The sequence below is a fragment of the Paenibacillus sp. GbtcB18 genome, from assembly GCF_019091125.1.
GTDB classification, from domain to species: Bacteria; Bacillota; Bacilli; order Paenibacillales; family NBRC-103111; genus Paenibacillus_F; species Paenibacillus_F chitinolyticus.
The window spans coordinates 598,309-623,106 of the sequence record NZ_JAGXJX010000001.1; the positions used below are offsets into that span (position 1 = coordinate 598,309).

Below are 24,798 nucleotides of genomic sequence, written 5' to 3' on the forward strand. Positions count from 1 at the left end.
AATAAAACGTTGAAAAAGCGGCTGGCTATCAGCCGTTTTTTTGCATGCCGTAAGTGTTTTTTAAGGGATCGTACAATTGAATTGACAAATTCACTTAACAAAACTTATAATTACTTATAAACAATTACCGTTTTGCATGAATTCACTTAAGGGTGTGCCGATATGTTTCAGGAAGAACGAATCGAAGCGATTATGGAATACTTAAGGGAACATCAGCGGATGGACGTTAAGGAAATCTGCGACCGATTTGACGTGTCGCGGGATACCGCCCGCAGGGATCTCGTGCGGATGGATGAGATCGGGCTAATCGTAAGGACCCGCGGAGGCGCTATGCTGCCGACCCTTAACCGTGCGGTAACCGCTTATAAGGACCGGATGCAGAGGGCTACGGACGAGAAGAGGCAGATCGGCCGGGAAGCCGCCAAGCTGATCCGCGACGGGCATTACTTGTTTCTCGACACGTCCACGACGGTTGCGACGGTCGCAGAGCACATTCGGACGACGGGCAACGTGATCGTGACGAATTCCATCGATATTGCGGCGAAACTGGCGGACAATAAAAGCTTGAAGGTGCATATGCTTGGCGGCCAGCTGGAACTGGAGCACCGGTTTCTGTTCGGAGCGACCGCTCTCGCGCAGCTGGCGGATTATTACGTCGATACGCTCTTTCTCGGCGCCTGTGGAATCAGTCCGGACGGATTGTCCTATCCGCATGAAGAGGACGGCTCCATCAAACGTGAAATGATCCGCAGAGCCGACCGTGTCGTCGTTTTGGCGGACCATACGAAGTTCGGCAAGCAGTTGTTTTATAAAGTTGCGGGTCTGGACGATCTGGATGTGATCGTGACGGACCGGGAACCGGAAGAAAGTATGCTCCGCCTGCTGGAAAGGCATGATGTGGAGCTGCTCATCGTAGAGGGGGACAATCAGCATGATTAAATTGATCGTTACGGATTTGGACGGTACACTCATGAATGCCGATCTGGAGGTTGCGGACGCGGATGCCCGTATGCTGCGGGAGGCGGCCGGGCAGGGCGTACAGATTTGCATCGCATCGGGCCGGCTGTATCCCGATATCCGCAAGATTATGGACCGTGTCGGGGTGAAGGCATACGGCATCAGCCAGAACGGCTCCGCGGTTTACACCCGGGAAGGGGAGCAGGTGAACGCTTCGCATTTCCCGGCGGACCACGCATCCGACTTGTTCGAAATTGTCTCGAAGCGGGAAATCGTATTCTTCGTCTGCTGCTCGGACGAAACGATTCGCCTTCATAAAAGTACGGACGCTTCCCGGCCTTATGAAGAGCGTCAGCTCAGCCCCGTCGTTCACCAGGCCGATATCGGCCGGGAGATCCGCTCAGGGCAGGTGAAGCCGTGCAAACTTTCCCTGTTCGGCGATATGGAGAAGCTTCTGTCTTTTCGCGAGGAACTGATGCAAAAATATGCGGGCAGCGTGGAAGCCGTCATTTCCGATCATGACTGCATGGACCTGATGCCGGCGGGGATTTCCAAAGGAGTAGGCTTGGCCCGGCTGCTTAAAGAGCTCGGGCTGAAGCATGACGAAGCCGCCTGCGTCGGCGATTCCTTTAACGATCTGCCGATGTTCGCCCTGACGCCTCACAGCTTTGCGATGATCAAAAGCCGGGATGAGGTAAAAGCGGGAGCCGGTCATACGACTTCGTCGGTGGCGGAAATGGTCACGGCTGTTCTGGAGCACAACCGCAGCGGCCGCGGCAATGAGGCGGCGGAAGCGCAGGTCTAACGCCGGAGCGGCCGTACGGCCGAAGCTTCCCGGCTTTCGAAGCCAGCCCCGTCTGTTCCTGCAGCCGCAGGACGGCCGGCGGTGTTCGTCAGCCGGAGCGGACCCGGCAGGAGCGTAATCCCGCCCGCGCCCAAGGAAGCTTTCCGCGGGTGGGAGCGTGATCCTGCGGGTCTGCAGGCGTTTTGCGGGAGAAGCCGCCCACACGGGCTTACCCGGCGCGCATCACCTGTGCCCGGTGCGGCACAACGGCGGCCAACGACAATAACGCGAAAAAGCCCGTCCGGGATACCCGGACGGGTTTTTAACGATGCGGAGCCCCGCACGCCGGACTCCTTTGAATATTCGACTGCCACAATCAGGCACCAACCTGCTGTTCCGCCCATATCCTGATATCAATTCCCGTTATTCATTCCATAAGAATACCTGATATACAGGAGGATGCGGCATGAATCTGCTTCAATCGATTGAACAACACTTCGGCGGCTTAAAAAAACCGACGATGAACGAGCTGAGGGCCGGGCTGGAAGCTTTGTCCCTGACGAGGGACAAAATTTCCCCGTACGTTACCGAGCCGGAGCGGCTGGCCTACGGCCGGCATGTGCTGCTTCGGACTGCCGATGTGGAAGTCGTCGTGATCCATCTGCCGGGGCACAGCAAAACGGCTATTCACGACCACGGGTCTTCGATCGGCTGCGCCCGCGTTATTGAAGGCGAGATGCTCAATGTATGGTACGAACTGGACCGGGGCGGTTATCCCGAGCCTTTTATGGCGGCTCCCGTCGCGGCTGGGGAGTGTATGTATGCGCCACGCGGGCAAATTCACGAAATGCGCAACGAACATGAGGAACGGATTGTAAGCCTTCACGTGTATTCGCCTCCCTTAACGGGGACGAAAGCGTACCTGCCCTACCGCGAGGTCCTCGATTTCGTGATCTGATGTTCACGCGTGAGTCTGCACATCTGCCGGCCCGACCGAATCCCGGGTTTGGTGCGGACGCCCTCCGGCAGCCGGTTCTGCAAAAAGAAAAAGCCCTGTTTCATTCAGGGCTTTTTGAGCTGTTTTCTCAAGCGGCCGGACATGCGCCCTGGCCTTTATAACGATCACACCGCGGACAACAAGCTATCCCGGAGTCGCGGTCTTTTTCGGCTTTTTGGGAAAAATGACATACGACAACGTAATGGCGGCGTCAACGGCCAGAATGATACTCCATACTTTCAAAACGGAGGCCGCAGTCTCGTGGTTCACGATGCCTGCCAAGACCAGGCGGAGCGCAAGCGGACCCGAGGGTTCGGGAGGGAGTGATCCCGCAGGCAAAATTCCGTATGTCACGATCAGGACGGCCGTAACGGCGGCATAGAGAATGAAATGAACGGAGAAATTTTTCAGCTCGCGGCATGTATGTGCGGCTCCCGTTAATTTAAGCGCCGGGGGAGGAAGTTCGTTTTCCGGTATGCCCCGCCATTTGGCCGTCTTTCGGGCGATAAAGGCATCCAGCTTGCGCAGATCGCCCCGTCCGAAGAACAGCGCGTAAGCGAGAAAGATCAGGATCACCAGCTGAAAGGTCTCGAATTGTCCGGTCCGTCTGTAATCCAGGTAGCCGATGGCCGCCATCCACAAATCGCTCAGCAGGAACAGCAGGATAAACAGCTTGCTCAGTTTCCGGTAGTTCCAGACGTAGCGAAGCAGGAGAAAGCACACGATACTGCACCAGAAAACCGCCTCTCCCACGATAAAAAACGCCCACTTATACTGCAAAATAAAATCTAACAATCGAACATCACCTCTGCTTTATGGCTATGTTATGGAGAATAACACATGACGCAGCGTGAGGTTCAAGAGATAATCGTCCCGGGTTACATCGGGGTCGGCTCGACGTGCACATGCACATGACCGACCTTGTGCTTGCGGAGCATCCGCTGCTCCACGTCCTCCGCGATATCGTGGCTCTGGGCGACGGTCAGCTGGTGATCCACGACGATCACGACGTCGAGAAGCACCTGATTGCCGTGAACGCGGGCTCTGACGTCTTCGATGGCTTCCACACCGGGTGTGCCGGCAATCGTCTGTTTATAGAGCGCCAGCTTTTTGTCGTCGAAGCCGTCCGTTAAGGCGTGGGCGGCATCGATGAAAATGCCCCAGGCCGTCTTGCAGATCAGCAAGGACACGAGAACGGCCGCGACGGGATCGAGCCAGGGAAGCCCGAGCCTCGCGCCGATAATGCCCGCGAATGCGGCCAGGCTGACGAAAGCGTCCGAACGGTTGTCGTAAGCGGCGGCCAGCAGCGCTTTGTTGTTGATCCTGCGGGCAAGCCGGATATTGTAGACATACACCCCGTACATAATCGCCGCGCACAGCAAAGCGACCCAAGCGGCAAGCATCCCGGGGGCTTCCAGCTTCGGTCCCGTGAAAGAGCTTATCGCTTGGATAAATACCTGAATGCCGACGGCAAACATGATAAAGGAAGCGATGAGCGCCGCGATGGTTTCGGCGCGGAAGTGACCGTAAGGATGATCGCTGTCAGGCGGTTTGCGGGAGATCCGCAGTCCGATGAGGACCGCCACGGAAGCGATCAGATCTGTGGCATTGTTGAGGCCGTCGGCCGTGAGCGCTTCCGAACCGGCCTGGTATCCGATGCCGAGTTTAAGCACGGTCAGTGCGATATAGGCGACAATGGATGTCCAGGCACCCCGTTCGCCTTGTTTTAAGTCGTTGTATGCTTCCACTTGCGCTGCCTCCATTACCCTGCTTAGTTCTGGACTTCTATCGTACCGGACGATACCCGTGTGGGTCTAGAGAAACAGTGTTGACCCCCGGCTGAAAACATGGGCCGGGTCCACTATGTTGGTACCGGACAACTTTCGGAGAGGGGGAAAAGGCGTGCTTTTCAAGCACCATATTCGCCGGGGGTGGAATGAAAGCGAAAAATTCTTTACAATAGAGTGAGGTATTTAACCCCGCGAAATTTTATAGAGGGATGTTATCCATTACAAAAAGCGCCGATTGCCGGCAAAACGGCATACAAAGAGGCTTACCAACAGGCCCGCCAAGAGAGTAATACAAAGGGTTGTATTTGATCGGTTAGGAGGTATCAGCATGATTCGCAGAAGCACTCTGCTCCTGATAGGACTGCTGCTTGCAGGCATGTTAAGCGGCTGCCTGAGTACCGGCTCCAACGAGGCCAAAGCGCCGCAGGCGCCGGAACCTACGGTGACTCCGGAACCGCAGCCGACGGCAAAACCGGGAGCGGATACCAAGAAGGATACGCCTTCCGAGTTTCAGATCCAGACGAGGCTGCTCGATTTTCATCTGATCGACGAAAGGACGGGTTATGCCTGGGGCGTGACGAATCAGTCTTTGCGCATGTACCGGACGCTGGACGGCGGGCAGACTTGGCAGAACGTATCCCCGCCGTCGGCCGGTAATTTTAAATTTTCACCGGGCTACGGGCAAGCGATATCCTTCCTCGACAAGCAGAGAGGATGGATCGTCCGCAGCGACCTGGAGGGCAAGCAGTCCACGATCTGGCAGACGGAGAACGGGGGAGGAAGCTGGAAAGCCGTGGATCTGCCCGAACAGATGAATCCCGTCGTGCTGGATTTTCAGACGCCGCAGAACGGCTGGATGCTCAGCATCACGGACCCGTCCAAGGCGGACTCGGGCCGCATCCTGTATTCCACCTCCAACGGAGGATCGACTTGGCAGCGGGCGGCAGATGCCCAGCTTCCCCAGGAAGGCACCATTACCGGGCTGACTTTTCAGAATCTGCGGACAGGCTGGCTCTCCATGGAAGTGAAAGGACAGCCGAAGATGTACCGGAGCGAGGACGGCGGGCGGACCTGGAAGGAAAGCAAGGTGATCGCCGCGGCCCGGAGCAGCGAAGCTTGCGAGGTTGTGGACGTGCTCCAGCCGGTTTTCTTCGGATCGGACCGCAGCAAGGGCTGGATTCCGTTTAGCTGTCCGAGCAGCGAGGCGGATCAGTTCCACGGCTTGTTCACGGACGACGGGGGCGTCAACTGGAGTTACGCGCCTTTCAAAGTCGGAACCGACAAAGAGTCCAACGCCTTCACGCTGCCTTTTTTCCTGAGCGAGACCGACGGGTGGTACCTGGATAAAAATATCGTCTATCATACGTCCGACAAAGGTAAAACGTGGGCACCGCTGAACGAGGACAAAATTTTGTCCAGAACGTGGAGCAAATATCCTCAATTGACGCAGCTCCAATTTGTTTCTGAAAATGTCGGCTGGATTCTTCTCGAAACGAAGGATCAGAAGAGGTCTGTTCTCGTACAGACCAAAGACGGCGGCAAATCGTGGTCCGTTTTATAAAAATAAAGCTTCAACCCAAAAACCGCCCCGTAAAGGGCGGTTTATTTAGCTATCATACCCGTCAGTTAAATTAATTCGTTGTCTGTTTTTATTGCGTGTCTTCGTCGCTTTTGTACTCCATCCGAAAGCTCCGTTACGCTCAATTTTCGTTTTGCTAACATCACATCAATATGAATAATAATCGCCATATCCTCCACCTCAGACCGTCAAATCATTTTCTGATTTTATGAGAATCGCTTCTTGCAAAAGCCGTTGCAGGACAGCGGCAAAAAAGGCGATAACCAACGAAGAAAAAATGATAATGAGTCCCAATAATCCAATAGGCGGGTCAACTTTCTTGGCTATAAAATGAATGAGTGGCATGCCTAATACATATAAACCGCTGATGGTAATCGCACAATGTTTTATATGCTTTAATGCATGTACGGATAATTGCGAAAATGAGTTGCTTTTATCTATATAACGCAAAAGATTGAAAGCTTGATAGAGAGCGAAATAGAAAGGGATAGCCGCTCCGTACATAAGGGTGAAAACGAGATATTTCATTGAAGCGACAGCTGGGTATAATTCGGATGCAAAATTCGCTACACGAGGCACTAAAAATATACACAGAGCAAGAACTGGAATCCCCATAAGAATAACCGCTGATTTTAAAAACAATGTGGATGCTTTTTTCATTTATAACCCTTCTTTTTTATCCAGGAGATTTTTTATTGGTTTTTGAAGAACTTCTAAAATGACTGCAACGATACTTGTTGCAAAAATACCCATTAGACTTAGCGATATCGGACCCGCTGCGTCATCTCCTGTGGTTTTAGCAAGCACCATTAAGTTTACGATCACTAACAAAATGAAGAGAATGACAGTAAAGGCACATCTCTTTATAACCTTCAAAGATTTTAGGGATAACTCGGAGAAAGCATGGTTCTTTTCGATATAAGTTAATAGCTTAAATACATGATACAATGCAACAGAAAACGTAACACAGATTCCATACGCGCATACTAAAAGCGGGTAAACCTGGTAATGGTAATCTGGGTTTGCTATGGCATCTCTTCTCGTTGCTTCAGGCAACCCATAGATACACAAAGCAAGCAGTGCAATTCCAGCCAGAAAAATTACTACCTTTAAGAAATTGGTTGAACCTTGTTTAACATTCATTTAAAACACCTCACTTGTTTATGAGAACATGATTTTAGCATATGATTTATCGTTTTACAATAAATTTATATTGTATTTTATCATATTATTATTGTTATTGGAATATCCTTTTGATTTTGACAAAAATAAAAAACACCCGTCCGTAAAGGCGGGTGTTTTTGTGCGGCCGGCCGGTTCAGCCGGGTTTTCCTGAAATTCTATTGCTTCAGTAAAAATTCGTTTCCGTCGATATCCGCAAAACGCGCGTAAGTTCCCCAAGGCATCTTGTTCGGCGCTTCCAGAAAACGGACGCCTTTGGCGGACAACGTCTTGTAGGTTTCCTGAATATCGTCGCATTCGAAAACGACGGCGGCTTTCTGCTTTTCCCACCCCGGCATGATGGCCTTGGGATAAAGCACGAGGCGTGTCTGGGCGCCGGTCGGCGCCACTTCTATCCAAAACGCATCCGGGCCCATCGGGTGGTTGGCCACTTCGGCGAACCCGGCCCGCTCCGTCCAAAATTTGAGGGATGCCTGCTGGTCATCCACATAAACAGCAATCGTGCCCGCTTGTTTGATCATGGTTGTCCTCCTGGAGTATACTCGACATAGGATCTGGATGGTGTATCCAGCCTATAGTATAGTCAAGCTCCCGTCCGAGATCAAATCGGCAGGGAGAAACGGGAGCTAGCGGATCGGCCGAAGCCGTCCACGAACTGACCCCAACAGGACCCGACGAACCGCAAACCGCTGGGCCAGCCTTAAACCGATTCGGCCGAACGTAACCCGGACCCGGCCAACGTAAGATTCACCGATCGCAGACCAGAAAAGAAAGGGGAGCGCAGACTCCCTTAAACCGTTCCGAGGAGTGATTGAAGCCATGAACTTAAACTTATCGCACAAAAGCCGTATGCTGATGATGACAGCCGTTATGTCCCTGCCGCTTGCCCTGGGGGCATGCGGCTCGGAGTCGCAACCCGCGCCCAGTCCCACGGCCGCGCCGACCGTAACCGCAGAACCGACTCCGTCCGCAAGTCCGAGCGGAAGCCCGGAACCGAGCCCAACCCCGGCACCATCGGCCAAGCCGGGTGAAGGAGGCACGACCGGTTCCGATAAAGCCGCGCAAGTTAAAGGAATCATGGAGCTGGCGCGCAAAGGTCAGATTGCGGGCGTGGAATATGCCGCCCACACGGGACTTTTTGACGACGTAGAGAAGAAATGGGGCAAGCCCGACAAGCAGGAAGGCGCGGGAAAAGGCCAGTATGCGACCTATTCGAAGCGCGGAGTGACCTTCGGTTTTAACAAAGGGATGGTGATCTTCGATGTCCGTTCCTATGACAAAGCGCTGCAGCAGCTTGCTCTGTCGGATATCAAACAGACGCTCGGCGAGCCTGCTGAAGTAACGGTCAACGGCGACGACACGATTTATACGTACGGAGCCGGAAGCCAGTATCAGTTGAAATTCGTTATCCCTAAATCGACCGGCAAGGTGGATCACATCTCGGTTTACAGTCCCCAAGATACCAAAAATCTGATGGCCGGATAAAAGTCAGGAGGCTGCCCCTAATTCACGAAGTGATGAAGGGACAGCCTCTTTTTTAATTCTAACCTGATTTAAATGAAGCGCTTCGGCAGGTAAATGAAGCTTGCGGGCGAATTTCAATTGTACAGAGCCTGTACCGATGGAGGGAACAACATAAGACAGGGGGAGCACGACCTTTCTTCATGCAATGGAATTCATTGGGGCAGAGGGAACACCTTTAACGTAAATGTGTATGCGTATGTTTGAATGTAAGGGCTCTCTGCGGAGCTTTGCAAAAAGTTCTGTCGTACCTGAGCCGTTTTTATCACGTAATCTTCGGAGGTGCTATTATTCATGCATTACTTGGCGGATAAAGATCGCTATGCTTCCATGGTTTACAATCGGACTGGCCGCTCCGGCTTGAAGCTGCCGGTTATTTCGCTGGGCCTTTGGCACAATTTCGGCGGATCGGATTCCTATGAGAACAGCCGCGCGATGATCAGAAAAGCGTTTGATCTGGGAATTACCCATTTCGATCTCGCGAACAATTACGGGCCTCCGCCGGGTTCGGCGGAAGAGAATTTCGGCCGGATTTTGAAAACGGACCTTGCGCCTTACCGGGACGAACTGATCATTTCTTCGAAAGCCGGTTATCTGATGTGGGAAGGCCCTTACGGAGAATGGGGGTCGCGCAAAAATCTGACGGCCAGTCTGGATCAGAGCCTGAAGCGGATGGGGCTCGATTATGTGGATATTTTTTATTCCCACCGTTTCGATCCCGAAACGCCGCTCGAAGAAACGATGATGGCGCTCGATTCGATGGTCAGACAAGGCAAAGCGCTCTATGTCGGCGTGTCCAATTATACGGCGGAACAGACGGCCGATGCGATCCGTATTCTCAAAGAGCTGGGGACGCCTCTGCTCATCCATCAGCCGTCGTATTCCATGTTCAACCGGTGGATCGAAAACGGCCTGCAAGACGTGCTGCGGGACAATGGCGTCGGCAGTATTGCTTACTGCCCTCTGGCGCAGGGACTGCTCACGACCAAATACTTGGGCGGAATCCCGGCGGATTCACGCGCGGCCAAACCGTCGGTCTTTCTGCAAGAAAAAGACGTGACGGACGAGAAGCTGGAACAAATCCGCAGGCTGAACGAGCTCGCCGGCGACCGCAAGCAGACCCTGGCCCAGATGGCGCTTGCCTGGGTGTTGAGAGAGGGACGCCTGACCTCGGCGCTGATCGGCGCAAGCCGGCCGGGCCAGATTGAAGAGAACGCGGCCGTTGTCGCCAATCTCGATTTTTCCGAGGAAGAGCTGGTCTTGATCGAATCCGTGCTCGCCTGAAGAAGGGAGCAGTTCCTTGCCATCACCCCCCGGCCGGACAAAATATTCCCATAATGCTGGAAGGACCCTACAGGAAGTGTTATGATGGTAGTTGACTATTTTGGCTGTGCCGATTTACAAAGGGGGAAGAGATGATGGGCCGACGCTTTATTATCGAGTCCGTCCTGGTTGCCATATATGGACAACTGCTGGTGCCCGGGCGTCCGGTAGAGTATATTCTGCCGTATTCCACCGTTGCCGAGCTGTACGAGTTGAAGGACAGCCCGGAGCCGGTTATGCCCGATCCGCAGGAGGACGCGCATGTAAAAGAGATGATCGGAGAGCTGATCACTTTTTTCGAGGATCCGCTGAACAAGAAAAAAATCGAACGGGCCTTGACCGTTCCGTGGCGTAAAAGCCCGCCGATCCTTGTGAACGATATGGTATCCTTCACTGTTGTGAATTCCGTGGACAACGCTCATTACGGGGAATCGTTCGATCCGGTGGAAACCGAACTGATTTTGACCGCGTTGCACGAAAAAGTGCCTATGCTGACCGATCAGGTCGAGCTGGTGGAAAAAATCATTCAGGCGGAAATTCCGGTGCAGATTTACGATGTGGACGATTTCGAGTTTGCGGTGGAAGAGGGCATATCCGCGGACGATTTCAAAAATTTGCTGTAAGGTGCTTCGTTTAAGTGACGCGGGCACACGAAAGACCGCCGAAAGGCGGTTTTTTTCGTTTTCGTTTTCGTTTGGCAGTACCTGTCGACTCCTGTAGACTCACGGGCATATTGCACATTTTCACACTGTGCCGTAGGATAGAGAGTAGACGATTTTCGAGTTGGATCGTTATAAACCGCACCCCGGATTCGACACCTAAGACCTTATCGCAAGGAGGACAAGACTATGTACAAAGCATTAACGATTGCGGGTTCCGATACCAGCGGAGGAGCCGGCATCCAAGCCGACCTGAAAACATTCCAGGAGCGCGGCGTATACGGAATGACCGCCCTGACCACGATTGTCACGATGGACCCGCACAACGGCTGGGCCCATCAGGTTTTCCCGATTTCCACCGAGGTGCTTGCGCCGCAGTTGGAGACGGTCCTTCACGGAGTCGGCGTTGATGCCATGAAAACAGGCATGCTCGGCTCGGTTGATATCATCGAACTCGTAGGCCGTACCATCGACCGGGAGAACGTCGGAAATGTCGTAATCGACCCGGTTATGGTCTGCAAAGGCAACGACGAGGCGCTTCATCCCGAAACGACTGTCAGCCTGCGCGACGTCCTGGTGCCGCGTTCCACGATTGTGACGCCGAACCTGTTCGAAGCGGCCCAGCTTAGCGGACACGCTCCTCTGCGCACCGTGGAAGACATGAAAGAAGCGGCTGCGGCGATCAAGAAGCTCGGCGCCAAATATGTGCTCGTGAAAGGCGGCGGCAAGCTGCAGCACGACAAAGCGGTCGACGTTCTGTACGACGGCGAAACGTTCGAGCTGCTGGAGTCCGAACGCATCGAAACGGCGAATACGCACGGCGCAGGCTGCACGTATTCGGCGGCGATTACGGCGGAGCTGGCCAAAGGCAAGTCCGTGAGAGAAGCCGTTCATACGGCGAAAGCTTTCATCACCGAAGCGATCCGTCATTCGTTCCCGCTGAACCAGTACGTAGGTCCGACGCTTCATTCGGCGTACCGGGTGTACGGCGGCGGAAACTGAGAAGTTTTATCGTTAAGGCCTCGCTTGCATCGAAAAAAACCCGCATCCGGAGATTTTCTCCGTATGCGGGTTTTTTGTGCGTTTATTGGGTCAGGCCTTACTTACGGTTGTCCGTATTGCCGTTTTCGGCGTTTTTCGCCGCTTCGCGGAACATATCCCGCAGCGTGTCCCGGTATTTCCGGTCGTCGTACTTCTCGTCCTTTCGCGGTTCCGGCACGTTTTCCGGTTCCGGCTCGGGACGGAGTCCGCGGCGAAGCGCTTCGCGGTAGTCCATGTCCGAGTGGACGCCGCCGTCTTCACCGGCCGATCCGGACCTTGCGGCCGGGGACTCGTGAGCCGAGGCGCCCATTTCGGCGGCATGCGGCACGGGAACGCCGGACGGTGCGCGATCCGCTGCCGGGGTGCCGCCGGCTGCGGCCGCAGGGGCGGACGGCGTCGGGCGTTCCGCCGGCGTTTCGTCCGCCCGAAGGCTGGCTGCGCCTTCCGCGTGCGGCGCTTCGGAGCGGCGCTTGCGGTCCGCGAACGGGTGCAGCTGCAGCCGCGGCGCCTCCTCGGTGGAAGCGGCCGCGCTTTCCGCAGCGCTCGTTCCAGCGGTGTCCGCGGAAAGCGCTCCGGCTGCGGACGGCTCGGCCGCTTCATGCGGCGGCAGCGGCGCCTCGGCGCGCGGTGTCTGCGCCGCCGGACGGATGCTGCTGCCGCGCAGCGACGCTTTGCGGCCGTGCGTGTGGCCCGCGTGCCGCTGGCTGCGCGGTGGCAGCTCCGGCTCGGCCTCCGGCTGCGCGGGAGGAGCCATCTCTTCGGCCGCAGGGGCGAAGCGTGCTTCCTCCTGCTCTACGGGAGCAGGAGCGGAAGCGGCAGCCGTGCCCGGACGTGCGGGGGCGGGATCCGGCTCCCTGGAAGAAGCGCCCGGAACGGTCTGTTCCGGTGCGCGATGTTCTTCCAGGCTCTCGCGATGCGTGCCGGCACGGTCCGCTTCCGTAAGGTTCGGAGCGGCTTCCGCTCCGCCATTCGCAGAAGGAACTTCTCCATGCGGCCCGGCGGTTTCGGGAGCGTATCCGTCCGTTAAGTTGTTGACCCGGCTAGGGGAAGCTGACTCCTCGGCCGGTTTATCCGGCTGCTGGCTTTGCGCCGACTTGCGGAACAACTTCAGGTTAACCGGGATGAGCACCAGAAGGCCGATGACCACAATGGCCAGAAAATAAAATAAGTCCAACGGGTATCATCCTTTCCTTAACGCATTAGGCTAGCTTTTGGGCGATATCGGCAACCCGTTTGCCCAGAGCGCGTCCCAGAGCCAAATCCGACTCGGTCGGCAGGTTGGGAGGGGCATCCTTGGACGCCTCGACCGGACAAGTGATGCCGACGCCGTAATAGGAGCCGTAAAGCACATTTTCCGGTACGTTGCTCGGCAGGCCGACGATGATCATGCCGTTGTGGAGCATCGGTGTAATCAAGTTCCAAAGCGTCATTTCAATGCCGCCGTGGACAGTCGCCGTTGTGCAGAACGCGGCGCCGACTTTCCCGATGAGCTCGCCTTTGGCCCACATGTAGCCGAGCTTATCGATCCAGCTCTTCAGCCCGGAGCTGATCGTACCGAAATGGCCGGGACAGCCCCAGATAATCGCATCCACGTCTTCCAGCTCGCTGATTTGTGCCTCGTTAACGTGGCGGAGGAGTACCTCGGCCTCCGGGTGAGCGGCGGCGCCTTCCGCGATGGAGCGGGCAAGCGCTTCGGTATGGCCGCTCTCGCTGTCGTAAACTACAAAAATTTTCATAATAGACTTCCTTTCCTGACAAGATCAAATGAGAAGGCGCGGATGTTACACCCGCGCTGTTTGCCCTCTCGAATCCGTCAATTCAATCGGTTCTGCCGGCTTCTCGGCCAATTTTTTCTTGGCGGATTTGCCGTGAGCGACGCGGCGGAAGAAGAAGGAGACAACCAATGCGACAATCGTGAGTCCAGTCGCAACGACGAAGGCGTCATTGATACCTTGAATTGTCGACTGCTTCGTAACGAGTCCGTACAGCATCTGGCTGGCATACGCTTTGCCTGCCGCAAGGGACTGGCCCATCTGTTGGGCGAATGCCGCGCCCATGCTTTCCAGTCCGGACGGATTGTAGTTCGGGTTGGATAAAGACAGGTCGTTGGCATATTGTCCGACATGATAGGTTGTGCGATTTGTCATGATGGTAACCAGAACTGCCGTACCGATCGAAGAAGCGATCTGGCGTGCCGTATTGGATGCCGCCGTCCCGTGACTGGCCAGCTCTCTCGGCAGTTGGTTGAGTCCGGTCGTCATAATCGTCATCGCAATGAACGACATGCCGAACATGCGGATCGTGTACAGCCACATCAGGGTCGAATAGGTCGTATCCGCATTAAGATGGGCGAACTGCCAGGTTGTGATAGCCGTAATGGTAAGGCCGATAAAGGCGAGCGGCTTAATGCCGAAACGGTCGAACAAGGCGCCCGAAATAGGCGACATGACCCCCATCAGGAGCGCGCCGGGCAGCATAAGCAGACCCGCTTCGATCGGGCTGTACCCTCTGATGTTCTGAACATAAATCGGAACGAGGATAGAGGCTCCGAACATGGCCATGTTCACGATACAGCTGACGACGGTACTAAGGGAAAACATGTTGTACTTGAAAACCCGCAAATTCAGAAGCGGGTTTTTGGCGGTCAGCTCGCGAACGATGAACAGGGCGATAAAGACAATGCCGATGACGATGGTAGAGACGACCGTAACGGACCCCCAGCCCTTGCTGCCGGCTTCACTGATGCCGTACAGGAGCGAGCCGAAGCCGATCGTCGACGTAACGAATCCGAGGAAGTCGAATACGGGCTTCGTTACTTTCGTGACGTTTTTCAGCACAAGGAAGGCAAAAATAATATCGAGGATGGCAATCGGCATCGCGACATAGAACAAGATTCTCCAAGTCCAGTGCTCGATAATCCAGCCCGACAGAGTAGGGCCGATCGCCGGAGCAAAGAACATGGCGATGCCGATCATACCCATCGCACGTCCCCTTACTTGAGGGGGATAGATGTTCAGAATAACGGTCATCATGAGCGGCATAATAATACCGGCGCCCGCGCCCTGTACGATACGGCCGATCATCATAATGGTGAAGTTCGGCGCCATGCCGCATATCAAACTGCCGACGGTGAATGAAATCATCGCGGAGATGAACAGCTGCCGGGTCGTAAACGTACCGATCAGGAAGGCGGAAATCGGAATAATGATCCCGTTAATCAGCATGTAACCGGTGGACAGCCATTGAATGGTGTCCGCAGACGCATTGAAATCATTCATCAAATGGGGCAGGGCCACATTGAGAAGCGTCTGATTAAGAATGGTGACGAAGGCACCCAGAATTAAAACGAGAAGCACCGTACCACGATGCTTCGTCATGTCTTCTTCGGGTTCTTTCTCCTTATAGACAACTAATGCTTTTGTTTCAGACATTCCTTAATCGCTCCTTACTTATGGATGCGGACCTCGGCGCTCATACCGGGTACGAGTGCAACCCCTTGATTATCGGTCAGCATAATTTTAACCGGGACAACTTGAGTGACTTTCGTGTAGTTCGCGTTGCTGTTGCTTTGCGGAAGCATGGAAAACGTACCGGCAGTAGCCTGGCCGATCTGATTCACGGTTCCGGTCAGCGTATTGTTCGGGAAAGCATCGACATAGATATCGACGGTCTGGCCGACTTTCACGTTTTTAAGCTGCGTTTCTTCAATGTTGGCATTTACGAAAAGACTTCCCATGTTGTAGGCATAACCGAGCGGTGTGCCGGGAGCTACGGTTTCATTGTCATAAGCGCTAGTCTGTACGACTGTGCCGTCTGCAGGCATAGACACGTTCACCGCGGTAGTTCCTTGAGCTCCGGCCGTTTGAACGGTACCGATCACGTCGCCGGCTTTGAACACTTGGCCGACTTTGCCTTTCCAGTCTTCAAGCTTTCCTGTGGCGGGAGCGGTAATCAGCATTTGCTGGCCGGCGATCTGCGCATTTTCGGTTTTGATATAGGTGGTCGACTGATTATAGAAATAATAGCCGGTAACAGCGGCAACAATTAAAACAATAATGACAACTACGTTGGTAATAACGATTCTGGTGTAACCCATCTTACTTTATTCCTCCTTGGCGTTAAGCCGATCTAAAATTTTTTGGTGCGTGTCCAGCATGCATTGAATCTCCTGAGGCGGGACTTCCAAGATCCGCACAAGCTGTTTATAAAGATGCGAATCTTCATTCATTGAAAGCCTTACCTTCTCCGTACCTCTATCGGTCAAGTTTAATTTGACGTTCCGGCGGTCTTCTTTGCTGCGGATTCGATTCACAAGTCCCATCCCGACCAATTGTTCGATGGCCACGCTGACCGAGCTGTTTGTCTGCTGCATACGCTCGGCAAGCTCCGTCACATTCGTGCCGGGACAATTACTCAGGAGTCGAAGAATCGTGAACTGCACATGGGATAACCCCATCGCTTCCGCATTCGTGCGAAGGATACGCTTGATCGTCTGATTAACTTCACGAAAAGAAGTATAGATGGGGTAAAGCGGGCTCTCCATGCTCTCGCCTCCTATCGTTGCACTGTTTAATGATTCACAAGTGAAACATTCTATAGTAAATATTATGCTACGGAACAAATCACATGTCAAACAAATCAAAACGGAAGATTCTCCACATCTATCCAATCGCGTCTAGGCCGCTTTCGGGCAAAAAAGAAAGAAGGTCGACGCCCTTGGAGGGCGCCGCCTTCTTGTACAGTTGCCGGCGGTATATTCCGGCAACTATCCTTTTAACGATACATTATTTGCGGACGGGAAGCAGCTTTACATATTCATCGGATAGCTGCATGAGGTCCATGATGTAGTCGTAATCTTTGCGGTACTGGCTGAAATCAGCCACGGGCCTGTGCGTTTTGAGCGAGACCGCGGTCCCGTCGTCAAAGCCTTCCCCCGGAACGAACAAGATATCGTTATTGACGAAAGAGCCGGTCGGCAGGTAGTACCGGATTCCGGAAACGTTCTTCGTCACATTGAGCAAATCGTGCCCGAACGGCACAATCCCCGTTTCATCCAGCCGGATGCCGAGCAGGTTGGCTACGGTCGGCATAATGTCCAGCTGGCCGCCGGCCGTTTCGATCTGCTTGCCTTCCTTTTGGGAAGGGGCATGGATAATGAGAGGGATGTTGTACCGGGAAATCTGCTCGTGGTAATCGATTCCGAGCGCCTCGCTGACCATCTTCGGATCGTTATCCTGCGGCTGCAGGCCGAAGTGGTCCCCGTACAGAACGAGAACGGTATTGTCCCACATGCCGTTCTCTTTGAGCTGATTGATCAGCGTTCCGAGGGCATAGTCCGTATAATGGACGGCTTCCAGATAGTCACCGAGCTGCTTGCCCTTGATGTTCTCCGGCAGATCCAGCGTCTGTTTATCCTCGGGTATTTTGAACGGATGGTGGCTGGAAGCCGAAATAAACTGAGCGTAGAACGGCTGATTTTCATTCTTCAGCTCAACGAGCCGTTTCATGCCGGTCCGGTACAGCTCTTCGTCCGATGCGCCGAAGGCATTGAAATTATCGTTCGTATAGGACGGCTTGTCGAAATACTGTTTAAATCCGAGCGCGGGATACATCTTGTCCCGGTCCCAAAATTTGACGTCGTTCACGTGAAACGTATTCGTTTCGTATTGAAGGGCGTTGAGCGCTCTCGGCAGACCGGGCAGCTCGCGGTTGTTGAAGCCGCTGGACATGGCCACGGTAGCAGTCGGGTAAATGGACGTGTTGGAAATAAACTCGGCGTCCGAAGTGTTGCCCTGCCCGACCTGCTGGAAGAAATTGTTGAAATAGAAGCTGGACTTGAGCAGCTCATTCATATTCGGCGTGATGGCTTGGCCGTTCACTTCCAGATTGATCGGGAAGTTCTGGAACGCCTCCAGTTGGACGACGATCACGTTTTTACCTTTCTCGGTGCCGAAATAATTAGGCGCCGCCCCTGGCGCGAGCGGAGCGCTGCGAGGGAAGGAAGCTTCCAGCTCCGTCAGATTTTGTTTCACCTCGGAAATGTCCGCGTAATTGGTTCTGTTGGCGCGGAGTCCGTCAAACAACGAAACGGCCTGATAGGCGAAGAAACCGAGCTCTTCTCCTTTTTTCAGTTCGTTCTTCGTGCCGGAAGCGGCCGCTATGGAACTGGAGGCCAGCAAAACGCTCACGATCATGAGAGCGTAGGTAACCGGCGTCGGAAGCCGGAATGGCACGCGGTTTCTTTTCGGTTTTTTGCGCACGACGATTTTGAACAGCAGAACGATGAGAATATCCGCGAAGAACAAGAGGTCAGCGGGTCTCATAATCGAACGTACGGATGAAGAAACTTGTCCCACTTGATGCAGCTGTTTTAACGTTGTGTAGATGGGGACTGTTCCAAAGTTTTGGAAGTAAATAGCGGATGCGAGCAATGCCAAACTGACTAAGAGATTGAAAATCCAAAAAAGTGCCGTTTTTACACGCCCGGGCCGGAAAAGCTCGATTAGACAGGCGATTACCACCACATCGAAGGCGTCTATTAAAATTTTGTCCAGAGTCAGTTTGTCATAGACCAAGATCCGGAACAGTGCCATTTTGGCAAGCAGCAGCACGATCGTCCAAACAAACATGCTTTTATACCATTCTTTCCATCGAATGCTCATGCAATAGGCTCCTTTCCTTTCGATCTATACTTTTATACAAGAAAAATATTAAGGAATTATGAACGAGTCCCTTTTCATGTCAATCCAAATCGTGGATATAAGACTTTAATTGATGAAATGCCCAGTCATATTAAAAAAGTCTATTTATTAACAAGGAACCGATATACCCCATATTCTTCTGGACTATTGTACCCCAAAAAAGGGAATTGACCAATTTTTTTGTCTGAAAATGTCGCTAATTGTCTAAAAAAGGAATTAAAATTAGAATATATTTCCTGAAGCGCGGCACAATAAAGCGCAAAAGGATGGTGAGTTCCATGTGCAAACAATATTCGTTGACGGCCGATTTAGCCGAGCTTCAGAACCGGTTCCAAGTGGACAAGATAGCGGTTCCGTACAAACCCCGGTATAACATCTCGCCCAGACAGCATGTGCCTGTAATCGTTTCCGTAAACGGGGAGCTTGTGCTGGATGAATACCGGTGGGGGTTCGTTCCCTTTTGGGCGAGAGATGCGGTTAATGCAGACGGGATGTCGGTCCACCAGGACCCCGCTTACCGTAAAATTTTTATGCGTCAGCGCTGTATCGTTCCATGCTCGGGCTTTTATTACTGGAAGACGGAGGGGAAGAAAAGCTTTCCCGTTCGCGTGGTACCCCGGAATCGTGAGGTTTTCGGCATCGCCGGTTTGTATGATGTATGGAGCGACCCGAGAGGGAAAGAGCTTCGGACCTGCACAATGTTGATGACGGAATCGAACTCGCTGATTACTTCTTTCCATAACCAGATGCCGGTTATTTTGAATCAGCATTCGATGGGGGAGTGGATGTCACAGGGGGCGATGGATACCGACCGGCTGATCCCGCTGCTCAAGCCTTTTCGGGCCGAAGCGATGGAAGCCTATCCCGTCACGCCGGCCATTTCCAACCTGGAACTGGACGAATCGCATTGTATAGAAGAGATGAATTTAAAAGTCGCCTGGATAAAAGAGTGATAGGTGAAGCAGCAAGATAGAAAGAAGGAGAAGGAAGGATCGTTCCGAGAATGTGGGTTCCGTAAAAGAGGAGGCTTGTCCCTGGAGACAAGCCTATTCAATTTTTAGGCGGGAGAAGGCTCCGTTTTGGGCCGGGTCTCTTCATCCGTGGACGGATGGATGGCGAATAAAGCGAGAAGAGCCGCCAGAAGGCAGGCCGCACCGAGTACATAGAACAGAATAGTCGGATATCTGGACAGCAAAACGGATACGGCGGGTGGACCGATCGCAACGCCGATGAACCGCATGGAACTGTAGAAGGAAGAGATCGTGCCCCTCTGGGCTTTGTCGATTCCCGCGGTAATGAAGGCGTCCAGACAGGGAAGCGCGAGCCCGATTCCGATTCCGAGCAGGGAAAGCATCGTTAGCAGGCCATACAGCGAGTTGAAGGGAAGACAGCCCAGAGTCGCGCCCAAAGCAAGCAGGCTTCCGATAAAGGTCAGCCATTTCATCCGCTTCTTATGCTGACCGATGATTTTGCCGGTAATAAAAGACGTCAGGCAGAGCAGGGTCAGCGGGATCGCCAGAACGAATCCTTTGAGAATACCGTGCAGATTGTATTTCTCTTCGAGCAGCTCGGACAAATAAAAAAGAGCCCCGAAAAGCAAAAACATACAGATGCAGCCGATAGCGAAAATCGCGTACAGCCATCTGCCCTTCCTGGAAAAGATCCATTTCAGATCTTTCAGAAAAACCGGGAGCGAGATCGGCGCTCCGTCGGTGTTACCGGATTCTTTGGCGGAATCCGTATGCGGCTTTCCGTTTTTGTCTGCCGCTTTGCTTGCCGCCTTCGCGCTCTTTTGGTCCGGGCCGGCTTCCTTGCCGCCGCTTTTCTGCGGTTTTTTGACGAGAAAGAGGACCATCAGGACAGAAATCAGACTGAAAAGGGGAATAGCCATAAAAGGCAGGAACCAGACCAGGGCGGCAAGCGCGGACCCTAGAATAGGGCTTAGTACTTTGCCTCCCGTGTTGGCCGTTTCTATAACGCCCAGGCCGCTGCTGACGTCGCTTTCCTTCACGAACATGTCTCCGACGAGAGGCATGGCGACAGGGGCCGCGCCGGCGGCTCCAATACCCTGCAGCAGACGGCCGAGCAGGATCGTCATATAAGGGTTAGGCATAAACCAGGCTGCAAATCCGCAGACGGCACCCCCGATGCCGGCGATAATCAGACTGGGAATGATAACGATTTTACGGCCGTACCGGTCCGACAGGAACCCTGCGACCGGAATAAGTAGGATCGCCGCAATCGAATAGACCGTAATGAGCAGGCTGACCTGAAACGAGGTCACGTGAAGTTTTTCACGGATCAAAGGCAAAATAGGAATGAGCATGGAGTTTCCAAGAGTCATGATCAGCGGGATGGATGCCACAGAAATGAGATCCCATTTTTTTTTCGCCTCCATAAGGCGGATTCACTCTCCTCGGTCAGAATTCCTCAGAATCTCCGGTGATCCGGTCGCCAAAGCTAGGAATACTTTGTGCAGATGAGAGGAATTTTATCCTGCCGTCCGGAGGCGTCTTCTCGCGGCTCCCTGAGCGGATGAGAGCGGACGATGCTTCAGCCCGCCGAAAGCAGCCGAAGGAGCTGCCGGCTTAGCTGCACGGGATGCCGCGGGAATGCCGCCAGCCGGAAATCCCTTGTCAGCTCGGCAGCCTGCACCGGTTCCGGCCGGTCGGTCAAGCCCGACAAGTATGCGAGGACGCCGAGCAGCGTCTCGGCAGGGACTCCCGCGCGGCGGATGGCGGACACGGACAAGGAGCCGTGCCGCTTGGACAAGCGCTGGCCGTCGGGTCCGTAGAGCAGCGGGACGTGGGTGTAGCGCGGCGGCTCGCACCCGAGGGCACGCAGCAGCATCAGCTGCCGCGGGGTGGAGTCGAGCAGATCCCAGCCGCGCAGGACGTCGGTGATGCCCATGGCCGCATCGTCGACGGCGGCGGCAAGCTGGTAGGCCACGATGCCGTCCGCCCGCTGCACGACGAAGTCCCCTCCGGCCCCGCCGGGAAAAACCTGCGCACCCGCGGCCAGATCGCGGAAAGCGATGTCTTCCGAAGGCATCGCGAAGCGGAGTGCGGGCGCTTTGACCGCCGCGCGCGCTTCACGCTCGGCCTCCGTCAGGTTGCGGCACGTGCCGGGATAGGACGGGCCTTCGGAGGAGAGGCCGTGCGGAGCGCTGGAGATGGCGTGAAGCTCGGCCCTGCTGCAGTAGCAGGGATACAGATGCCCGCGCTCCCGCAGCGTCCGGAGCGCCTCTTCGTAGAGATGCCCTCTGGCGCTCTGCACGAAAGGCCCGGAAGGACCGCCCGCTCCCGGCCCCTCGTCCCAGTGGAGGCCGAGCCACCGCAGGTCTTCGGTGATTTGTTCGGCCAGCTCGGGCCGGCAGCGGGGCTTGTCGATGTCCTCCATCCGCAGGACGAACGTACCGCCCGCCGACCGGGCTTGGAGCCAGGCGAGCAGGGCGGTACGGGCGTTGCCGATATGGAGTTCGCCGGACGGAGTAGGGGCGAAGCGCCCCCGTACTAGGTTTGAGCTCATTGTGGTTACGCCCCTTTCATACGAGATATCTATGAAGATACTCCTTTAAGCGGCATCGTTCAACTTTTCGAGAATGCGGCGTTTCCGGTATAGCATTTTGCCGGCTTCGGCAACGTCCCGTATCGTCCCCCGGTTAAAATACGCCCCGAACAGCATACCGGCGATCGGTATCATCTGAAACAGCTTTTTCCAGCCGAAATTATCCCGGTACGTGGTGACGACTTCCCGCCAGCCTTGGAGCTGGGAGACGGACTGCCGGCCTTCCGCATCGTAAGCGGACAATTTCTCCAGGATGGCTTTCTTTCCCACGATATCAGAGGACGAAAACTGCAAACAGTTGATAATAAAAATACGTTCTTTTTTATCATTGGGGTCATAACCGTAACAGACGGCAATCTCCTGGAGCACTTTCAGGGAAAGGCCCAGCAGGGCGGGAATATCGATCGCCAGTGTAAAAATGCCGCCGAAACCCGTGGTGGCCCCTTGCACGGTCGCGAGCGCGGATCTGGATTCGGCCAGGGAATCCGCGGCCCGGTCCATGACGGCAAGCGGAAGATACGCGGCTTCCCGGATGGAAGGGACGTCATGACGGGCATTTTTTTCCTCCGCCGTATGTTTGGAAAGATGGTCAAGCATCCCTTTCTCCGAAACGAGATATTTTCCGCCGGTTTGAATGTAGCTTCCGATCTCATCGATAAGCTGTCCGATGCGGTCCTGCAGAAAGCGCGGGGTAACCTTGTCCAGCAGGGCGAAGGGGAGGCGGCCGAGCTTTTCCCAGAAAAAGATATCTTTTTGGTCTTGTTCCCATTTGTCGATTTCGTTGAGCCGCATGAGAAGTTCGTCTTTGGTTTCCGTCGGTTGCATGGCCAGACCTCCTGGGTGGTTTCGTGTGTTTTTTAGTAATACGAACAGAAGAAGTAAACCGGTTCAGAAAAGGGGAAATCCGTTTTCGATCATTTACCTTTTTTAGTCCGGAGCGATTTGGTAAACTGGGAAAATCAAAACAAGCACCCAGTACCGACGGAAGATGAGGAAACGGATATGAGATTCAGAGATTTTCACCCCAATGTAAAAATACGGATAACGATGCACTTTGTGACGGGCATCCTAAGCGGTATGGTTCTTCCGTTCATGGCGGTTTATTTCGCCAAAACGCTCGGAACGACGACAGCCGGACTTGCGGTCATGGGCAATATAATCGCAGGAGTCGCGGCGACGTTTATCGGCGGGTATTATGCGGACCGCATCGGTCGCAAAAAACTGATGCTGATCAGCGAACTTGTCTGTACCGCGGCTTATGCCGTAATGGCGGCCGCGAATTCGCCCTGGTACGAGTCTCCGTACCTGACCCTGGGGATGAGCCTTGTTATCGGAGCCGCCTGGGGACTGAGCAAGCCGGCGGCGGACGCCATGCTGATCGACGTGACGGAGCCCGCGGCCCGTAAATTCATGTACCGCATTACGTACTGGCTGAACAACTTGTCGATCTCGATCGCGGGTATCATCGGGGCATTTCTGTTCAGCTCGCACTTGTTCGAACTTCTGCTCGGGGCATCGGTAGTTACGTTTATCTCTTACCTCGTTACCCTGATCTGGTTGTCTGAAACGCTCCAGCCGGCGGCGGGGCACGGTGAACGGGAAGGCGTCCCGAAAACCGGCGGACCTTTTCATATTTTGAAAAGTTATGGAGAAGTATTCCGGGATCGGACGTTTATGATTTACGTTCTGGCCAGCCTCCTTATGGTTTCGGTGGAGTTTAATTTGACGGAGTACATCGGAATCCGCCTGGAGAGAGACATTCACGGAGCCGTTCTGCTGCCGGGCATGACCGGTCTGAACGGTCTTGAGCTTCTGGGCATTCTGAGGACCGAGAATACGTTCGCCATCGTTGTCCTATCGCTTTTTACCGGTTATCTGCTCAAAAAATACGGAGGTACCCGCACGATGTTCGTCGGCCTCTTCCTGAACATTGCGGGCTACAGCTATCTGGCCATGGGCAATCATCCTTGGGCGCTCCTTGTTCTGATGCTGATCGCCACCATCGGCGAACTGGTCTATGTTCCGATTAAGCAGGCGTTCCTCGTGAACATCGTTCCGGACCATGCACGGAGCTCATATATGGCGGTCAACGGCATGCTGTACAGCGGCGCCCATTTCATCTGCGCCATCAATGTCGTGATCGGCGGGTTCCTGCCCGCGTGGGGAATGGCCCTGGTGCTTTTCGCGACAGGCCTGACGGGTATGCTGCTTTTGGGCTCTATCCTTCCGAAGCTTGCACCAACTCCCAATACGGCCGCCAAAAGCAATGTCGCCTCCGCTCTTTGAGAAAAGAAGGGGAAGAGAGCGGCTCGATTTAGAAGGTATGAAACAAGGAAGATGAACGCGGATATATGTACTTGCCGGATCCGGGCTTAACGGGAAGCGACCGGTTTACGGCCTGGGAGGGGCACCTCGTACAAAGCGTTCGCTTCAAAGGGGACGATGGCATCGTCCTCTTTTTTGTGCACTCGGGTGAATGGACGGGAAGCGGTCATTTGGTTTATGCTGTGAAAAGAACTTCCGGACATTTGCTTTGCCGGATTGACCGGTACAAGACCGGTCGCGAGCGGAGCGGTTCTTTTGTGTTTTGGAAAAAACGATTCGGCGCAAACCTGCAAACCGGGCCGTAAACAGGATCGGCCGGAATTCGGCTGCGAATGACTGCGACCCTGCCAATAAAAAAGATTTTGCCTGCGG

General features: G+C 54.2%; 26 protein-coding genes and 1 pseudogene. 11 read left to right on the forward strand and 16 right to left on the reverse strand.

Going from position 1 to position 24,798, the window contains the following annotated elements; all coding sequences use genetic code 11:
* Positions 1-162: 162 nt before the first annotated feature.
* Positions 163-939, forward strand: a complete 777-nt coding sequence (locus KVT34_RS02950; protein ID WP_042227989.1) for a DeoR/GlpR family DNA-binding transcription regulator — start codon at positions 163-165, stop codon at positions 937-939.
* A complete protein-coding gene (locus tag KVT34_RS02955; RefSeq protein WP_217556589.1) occupies positions 932-1,762 on the forward strand; it encodes an HAD family hydrolase in 831 nt (276 codons plus the stop codon). Before KVT34_RS02950 ends, KVT34_RS02955 begins: the two co-directional genes overlap by 8 nt.
* On the opposite strand, the gene KVT34_RS02960 is transcribed toward KVT34_RS02955, so the two are convergent.
* The gene (locus KVT34_RS02960; protein WP_217556590.1) at positions 1,759-2,145 is read right to left on the reverse strand and encodes a hypothetical protein; all 387 of its coding nucleotides are present in this window, start codon (positions 2,143-2,145) and stop codon (positions 1,759-1,761) included. The genes KVT34_RS02955 and KVT34_RS02960 overlap by 4 nt on opposite strands.
* 62 nt (positions 2,146-2,207) lie before the next feature.
* Here KVT34_RS02960 and KVT34_RS02965 point away from each other — a divergent pair, with 62 nt between their 5' ends.
* Positions 2,208-2,699: a cysteine dioxygenase gene (locus KVT34_RS02965; protein ID WP_217556591.1), complete on the forward strand. Its 492-nt coding sequence runs from the start codon at positions 2,208-2,210 to the stop codon at positions 2,697-2,699.
* 183 nt (positions 2,700-2,882) lie between these two features.
* Here the strand turns inward: KVT34_RS02965 and KVT34_RS02970 are convergent, their stop codons facing one another.
* Together KVT34_RS02970 and KVT34_RS02975 are read right to left on the reverse strand one after the other, a co-directional pair.
* The gene (locus KVT34_RS02970; protein WP_217556593.1) at positions 2,883-3,533 is read right to left on the reverse strand and encodes a hypothetical protein; all 651 of its coding nucleotides are present in this window, start codon (positions 3,531-3,533) and stop codon (positions 2,883-2,885) included.
* 83 nt (positions 3,534-3,616) lie between these two features.
* Positions 3,617-4,486, reverse strand: a complete 870-nt coding sequence (locus tag KVT34_RS02975) for a cation diffusion facilitator family transporter (RefSeq protein ID WP_217556594.1) — start codon at positions 4,484-4,486, stop codon at positions 3,617-3,619.
* 370 nt (positions 4,487-4,856) lie between these two features.
* Here KVT34_RS02975 and KVT34_RS02980 point away from each other — a divergent pair, with 370 nt between their 5' ends.
* Positions 4,857-6,089, forward strand: a complete 1,233-nt coding sequence (locus KVT34_RS02980) for a WD40/YVTN/BNR-like repeat-containing protein (RefSeq protein ID WP_042227982.1) — start codon at positions 4,857-4,859, stop codon at positions 6,087-6,089.
* A 113-nt stretch (positions 6,090-6,202) separates the two neighbouring features.
* Here KVT34_RS02980 and KVT34_RS31675 read toward each other — a convergent pair.
* From KVT34_RS31675 to KVT34_RS02995, 4 genes and pseudogenes are all read right to left on the reverse strand, one after another.
* Positions 6,203-6,286: pseudogene (locus KVT34_RS31675) on the reverse strand (helix-turn-helix domain-containing protein); the annotation flags it as partial.
* Position 6,287: 1 nt separating this feature from the next.
* Positions 6,288-6,767: a DUF2975 domain-containing protein gene (locus tag KVT34_RS02985; RefSeq protein WP_217556595.1), complete on the reverse strand. Its 480-nt coding sequence runs from the start codon at positions 6,765-6,767 to the stop codon at positions 6,288-6,290.
* Positions 6,768-7,250, reverse strand: a complete 483-nt coding sequence (locus KVT34_RS02990) for a DUF2975 domain-containing protein (RefSeq protein ID WP_217556596.1) — start codon at positions 7,248-7,250, stop codon at positions 6,768-6,770.
* Positions 7,251-7,447: 197 nt separating this feature from the next.
* The gene (locus tag KVT34_RS02995) at positions 7,448-7,810 is read right to left on the reverse strand and encodes a VOC family protein (protein ID WP_217556597.1); all 363 of its coding nucleotides are present in this window, start codon (positions 7,808-7,810) and stop codon (positions 7,448-7,450) included.
* A gap of 298 nt (positions 7,811-8,108) precedes the next feature.
* Between KVT34_RS02995 and KVT34_RS03000 the strand changes: the two genes are divergently transcribed.
* The 4 genes from KVT34_RS03000 (at position 8,109) to pdxK (ending at position 11,794) form a co-directional block, all read left to right on the forward strand.
* Positions 8,109-8,774 (forward strand): YjgB family protein, encoded by a 666-nt coding sequence (locus KVT34_RS03000; protein WP_217556598.1) that lies wholly within the window; start codon positions 8,109-8,111, stop codon positions 8,772-8,774.
* Positions 8,775-9,104: 330 nt separating this feature from the next.
* Complete coding sequence (gene mgrA / locus KVT34_RS03005; RefSeq protein ID WP_217556599.1) at positions 9,105-10,094, forward strand: L-glyceraldehyde 3-phosphate reductase; 990 nt, start codon at positions 9,105-9,107, stop codon at positions 10,092-10,094.
* Positions 10,095-10,228: 134 nt separating this feature from the next.
* Positions 10,229-10,756, forward strand: coding sequence for an ADP-heptose synthase (locus KVT34_RS03010; RefSeq protein ID WP_217557235.1), 528 nt, complete (start codon positions 10,229-10,231; stop codon positions 10,754-10,756).
* A 225-nt stretch (positions 10,757-10,981) separates the two neighbouring features.
* A complete protein-coding gene (gene pdxK / locus KVT34_RS03015) occupies positions 10,982-11,794 on the forward strand; it encodes a pyridoxine/pyridoxal/pyridoxamine kinase (protein WP_217556601.1) in 813 nt (270 codons plus the stop codon).
* Between the two features lie 97 nt (positions 11,795-11,891).
* Here pdxK and KVT34_RS03020 read toward each other — a convergent pair whose 3' ends face one another.
* From KVT34_RS03020 to KVT34_RS03045, 6 genes are all read right to left on the reverse strand, one after another.
* Entirely contained in the window at positions 11,892-13,007 is a 1,116-nt protein-coding gene (locus KVT34_RS03020; RefSeq protein ID WP_217556602.1) for a hypothetical protein, read from the reverse strand.
* Between the two features lie 25 nt (positions 13,008-13,032).
* The gene (locus KVT34_RS03025) at positions 13,033-13,569 is read right to left on the reverse strand and encodes an NAD(P)H-dependent oxidoreductase (protein WP_042227966.1); all 537 of its coding nucleotides are present in this window, start codon (positions 13,567-13,569) and stop codon (positions 13,033-13,035) included.
* A 45-nt stretch (positions 13,570-13,614) separates the two neighbouring features.
* Positions 13,615-15,264, reverse strand: a complete 1,650-nt coding sequence (locus KVT34_RS03030) for a DHA2 family efflux MFS transporter permease subunit (RefSeq protein WP_217556603.1) — start codon at positions 15,262-15,264, stop codon at positions 13,615-13,617.
* Positions 15,265-15,278: 14 nt separating this feature from the next.
* A complete protein-coding gene (locus KVT34_RS03035) occupies positions 15,279-15,929 on the reverse strand; it encodes a beta-barrel domain-containing protein (RefSeq protein ID WP_009672433.1) in 651 nt (216 codons plus the stop codon).
* A gap of 6 nt (positions 15,930-15,935) precedes the next feature.
* On the reverse strand, positions 15,936-16,376 hold the full coding sequence (locus KVT34_RS03040) for a MarR family winged helix-turn-helix transcriptional regulator (protein ID WP_217556604.1): 441 nt from the start codon (positions 16,374-16,376) through the stop codon (positions 15,936-15,938).
* Between the two features lie 241 nt (positions 16,377-16,617).
* The gene (locus tag KVT34_RS03045) at positions 16,618-18,495 is read right to left on the reverse strand and encodes an LTA synthase family protein (protein ID WP_217556605.1); all 1,878 of its coding nucleotides are present in this window, start codon (positions 18,493-18,495) and stop codon (positions 16,618-16,620) included.
* A 317-nt stretch (positions 18,496-18,812) separates the two neighbouring features.
* On the opposite strand from KVT34_RS03045, the gene KVT34_RS03050 reads away from it, so the two are divergent.
* Positions 18,813-19,487, forward strand: a complete 675-nt coding sequence (locus tag KVT34_RS03050; RefSeq protein WP_217556606.1) for an SOS response-associated peptidase — start codon at positions 18,813-18,815, stop codon at positions 19,485-19,487.
* 104 nt (positions 19,488-19,591) lie between these two features.
* Here KVT34_RS03050 and KVT34_RS03055 read toward each other — a convergent pair whose 3' ends face one another.
* The 3 genes from KVT34_RS03055 to KVT34_RS03065 form a co-directional block, all read right to left on the reverse strand.
* On the reverse strand, positions 19,592-20,932 hold the full coding sequence (locus tag KVT34_RS03055) for an MFS transporter (protein ID WP_217556607.1): 1,341 nt from the start codon (positions 20,930-20,932) through the stop codon (positions 19,592-19,594).
* Between the two features lie 155 nt (positions 20,933-21,087).
* A complete protein-coding gene (gene gluQRS / locus KVT34_RS03060; RefSeq protein ID WP_217556609.1) occupies positions 21,088-22,062 on the reverse strand; it encodes a tRNA glutamyl-Q(34) synthetase GluQRS in 975 nt (324 codons plus the stop codon).
* Between the two features lie 45 nt (positions 22,063-22,107).
* A complete protein-coding gene (locus tag KVT34_RS03065; protein ID WP_217556610.1) occupies positions 22,108-22,926 on the reverse strand; it encodes an EcsC family protein in 819 nt (272 codons plus the stop codon).
* 177 nt (positions 22,927-23,103) lie between these two features.
* Here KVT34_RS03065 and KVT34_RS03070 point away from each other — a divergent pair, with 177 nt between their 5' ends.
* Complete coding sequence (locus KVT34_RS03070; RefSeq protein WP_217556611.1) at positions 23,104-24,387, forward strand: MFS transporter; 1,284 nt, start codon at positions 23,104-23,106, stop codon at positions 24,385-24,387.
* 65 nt (positions 24,388-24,452) lie between these two features.
* Positions 24,453-24,731 carry a hypothetical protein gene (locus KVT34_RS03075; protein WP_217556612.1) on the forward strand — a complete coding sequence of 93 codons (279 nt, stop codon included), beginning with the start codon at positions 24,453-24,455 and terminating at the stop codon, positions 24,729-24,731.
* Positions 24,732-24,798: the final 67 nt, after the last annotated feature.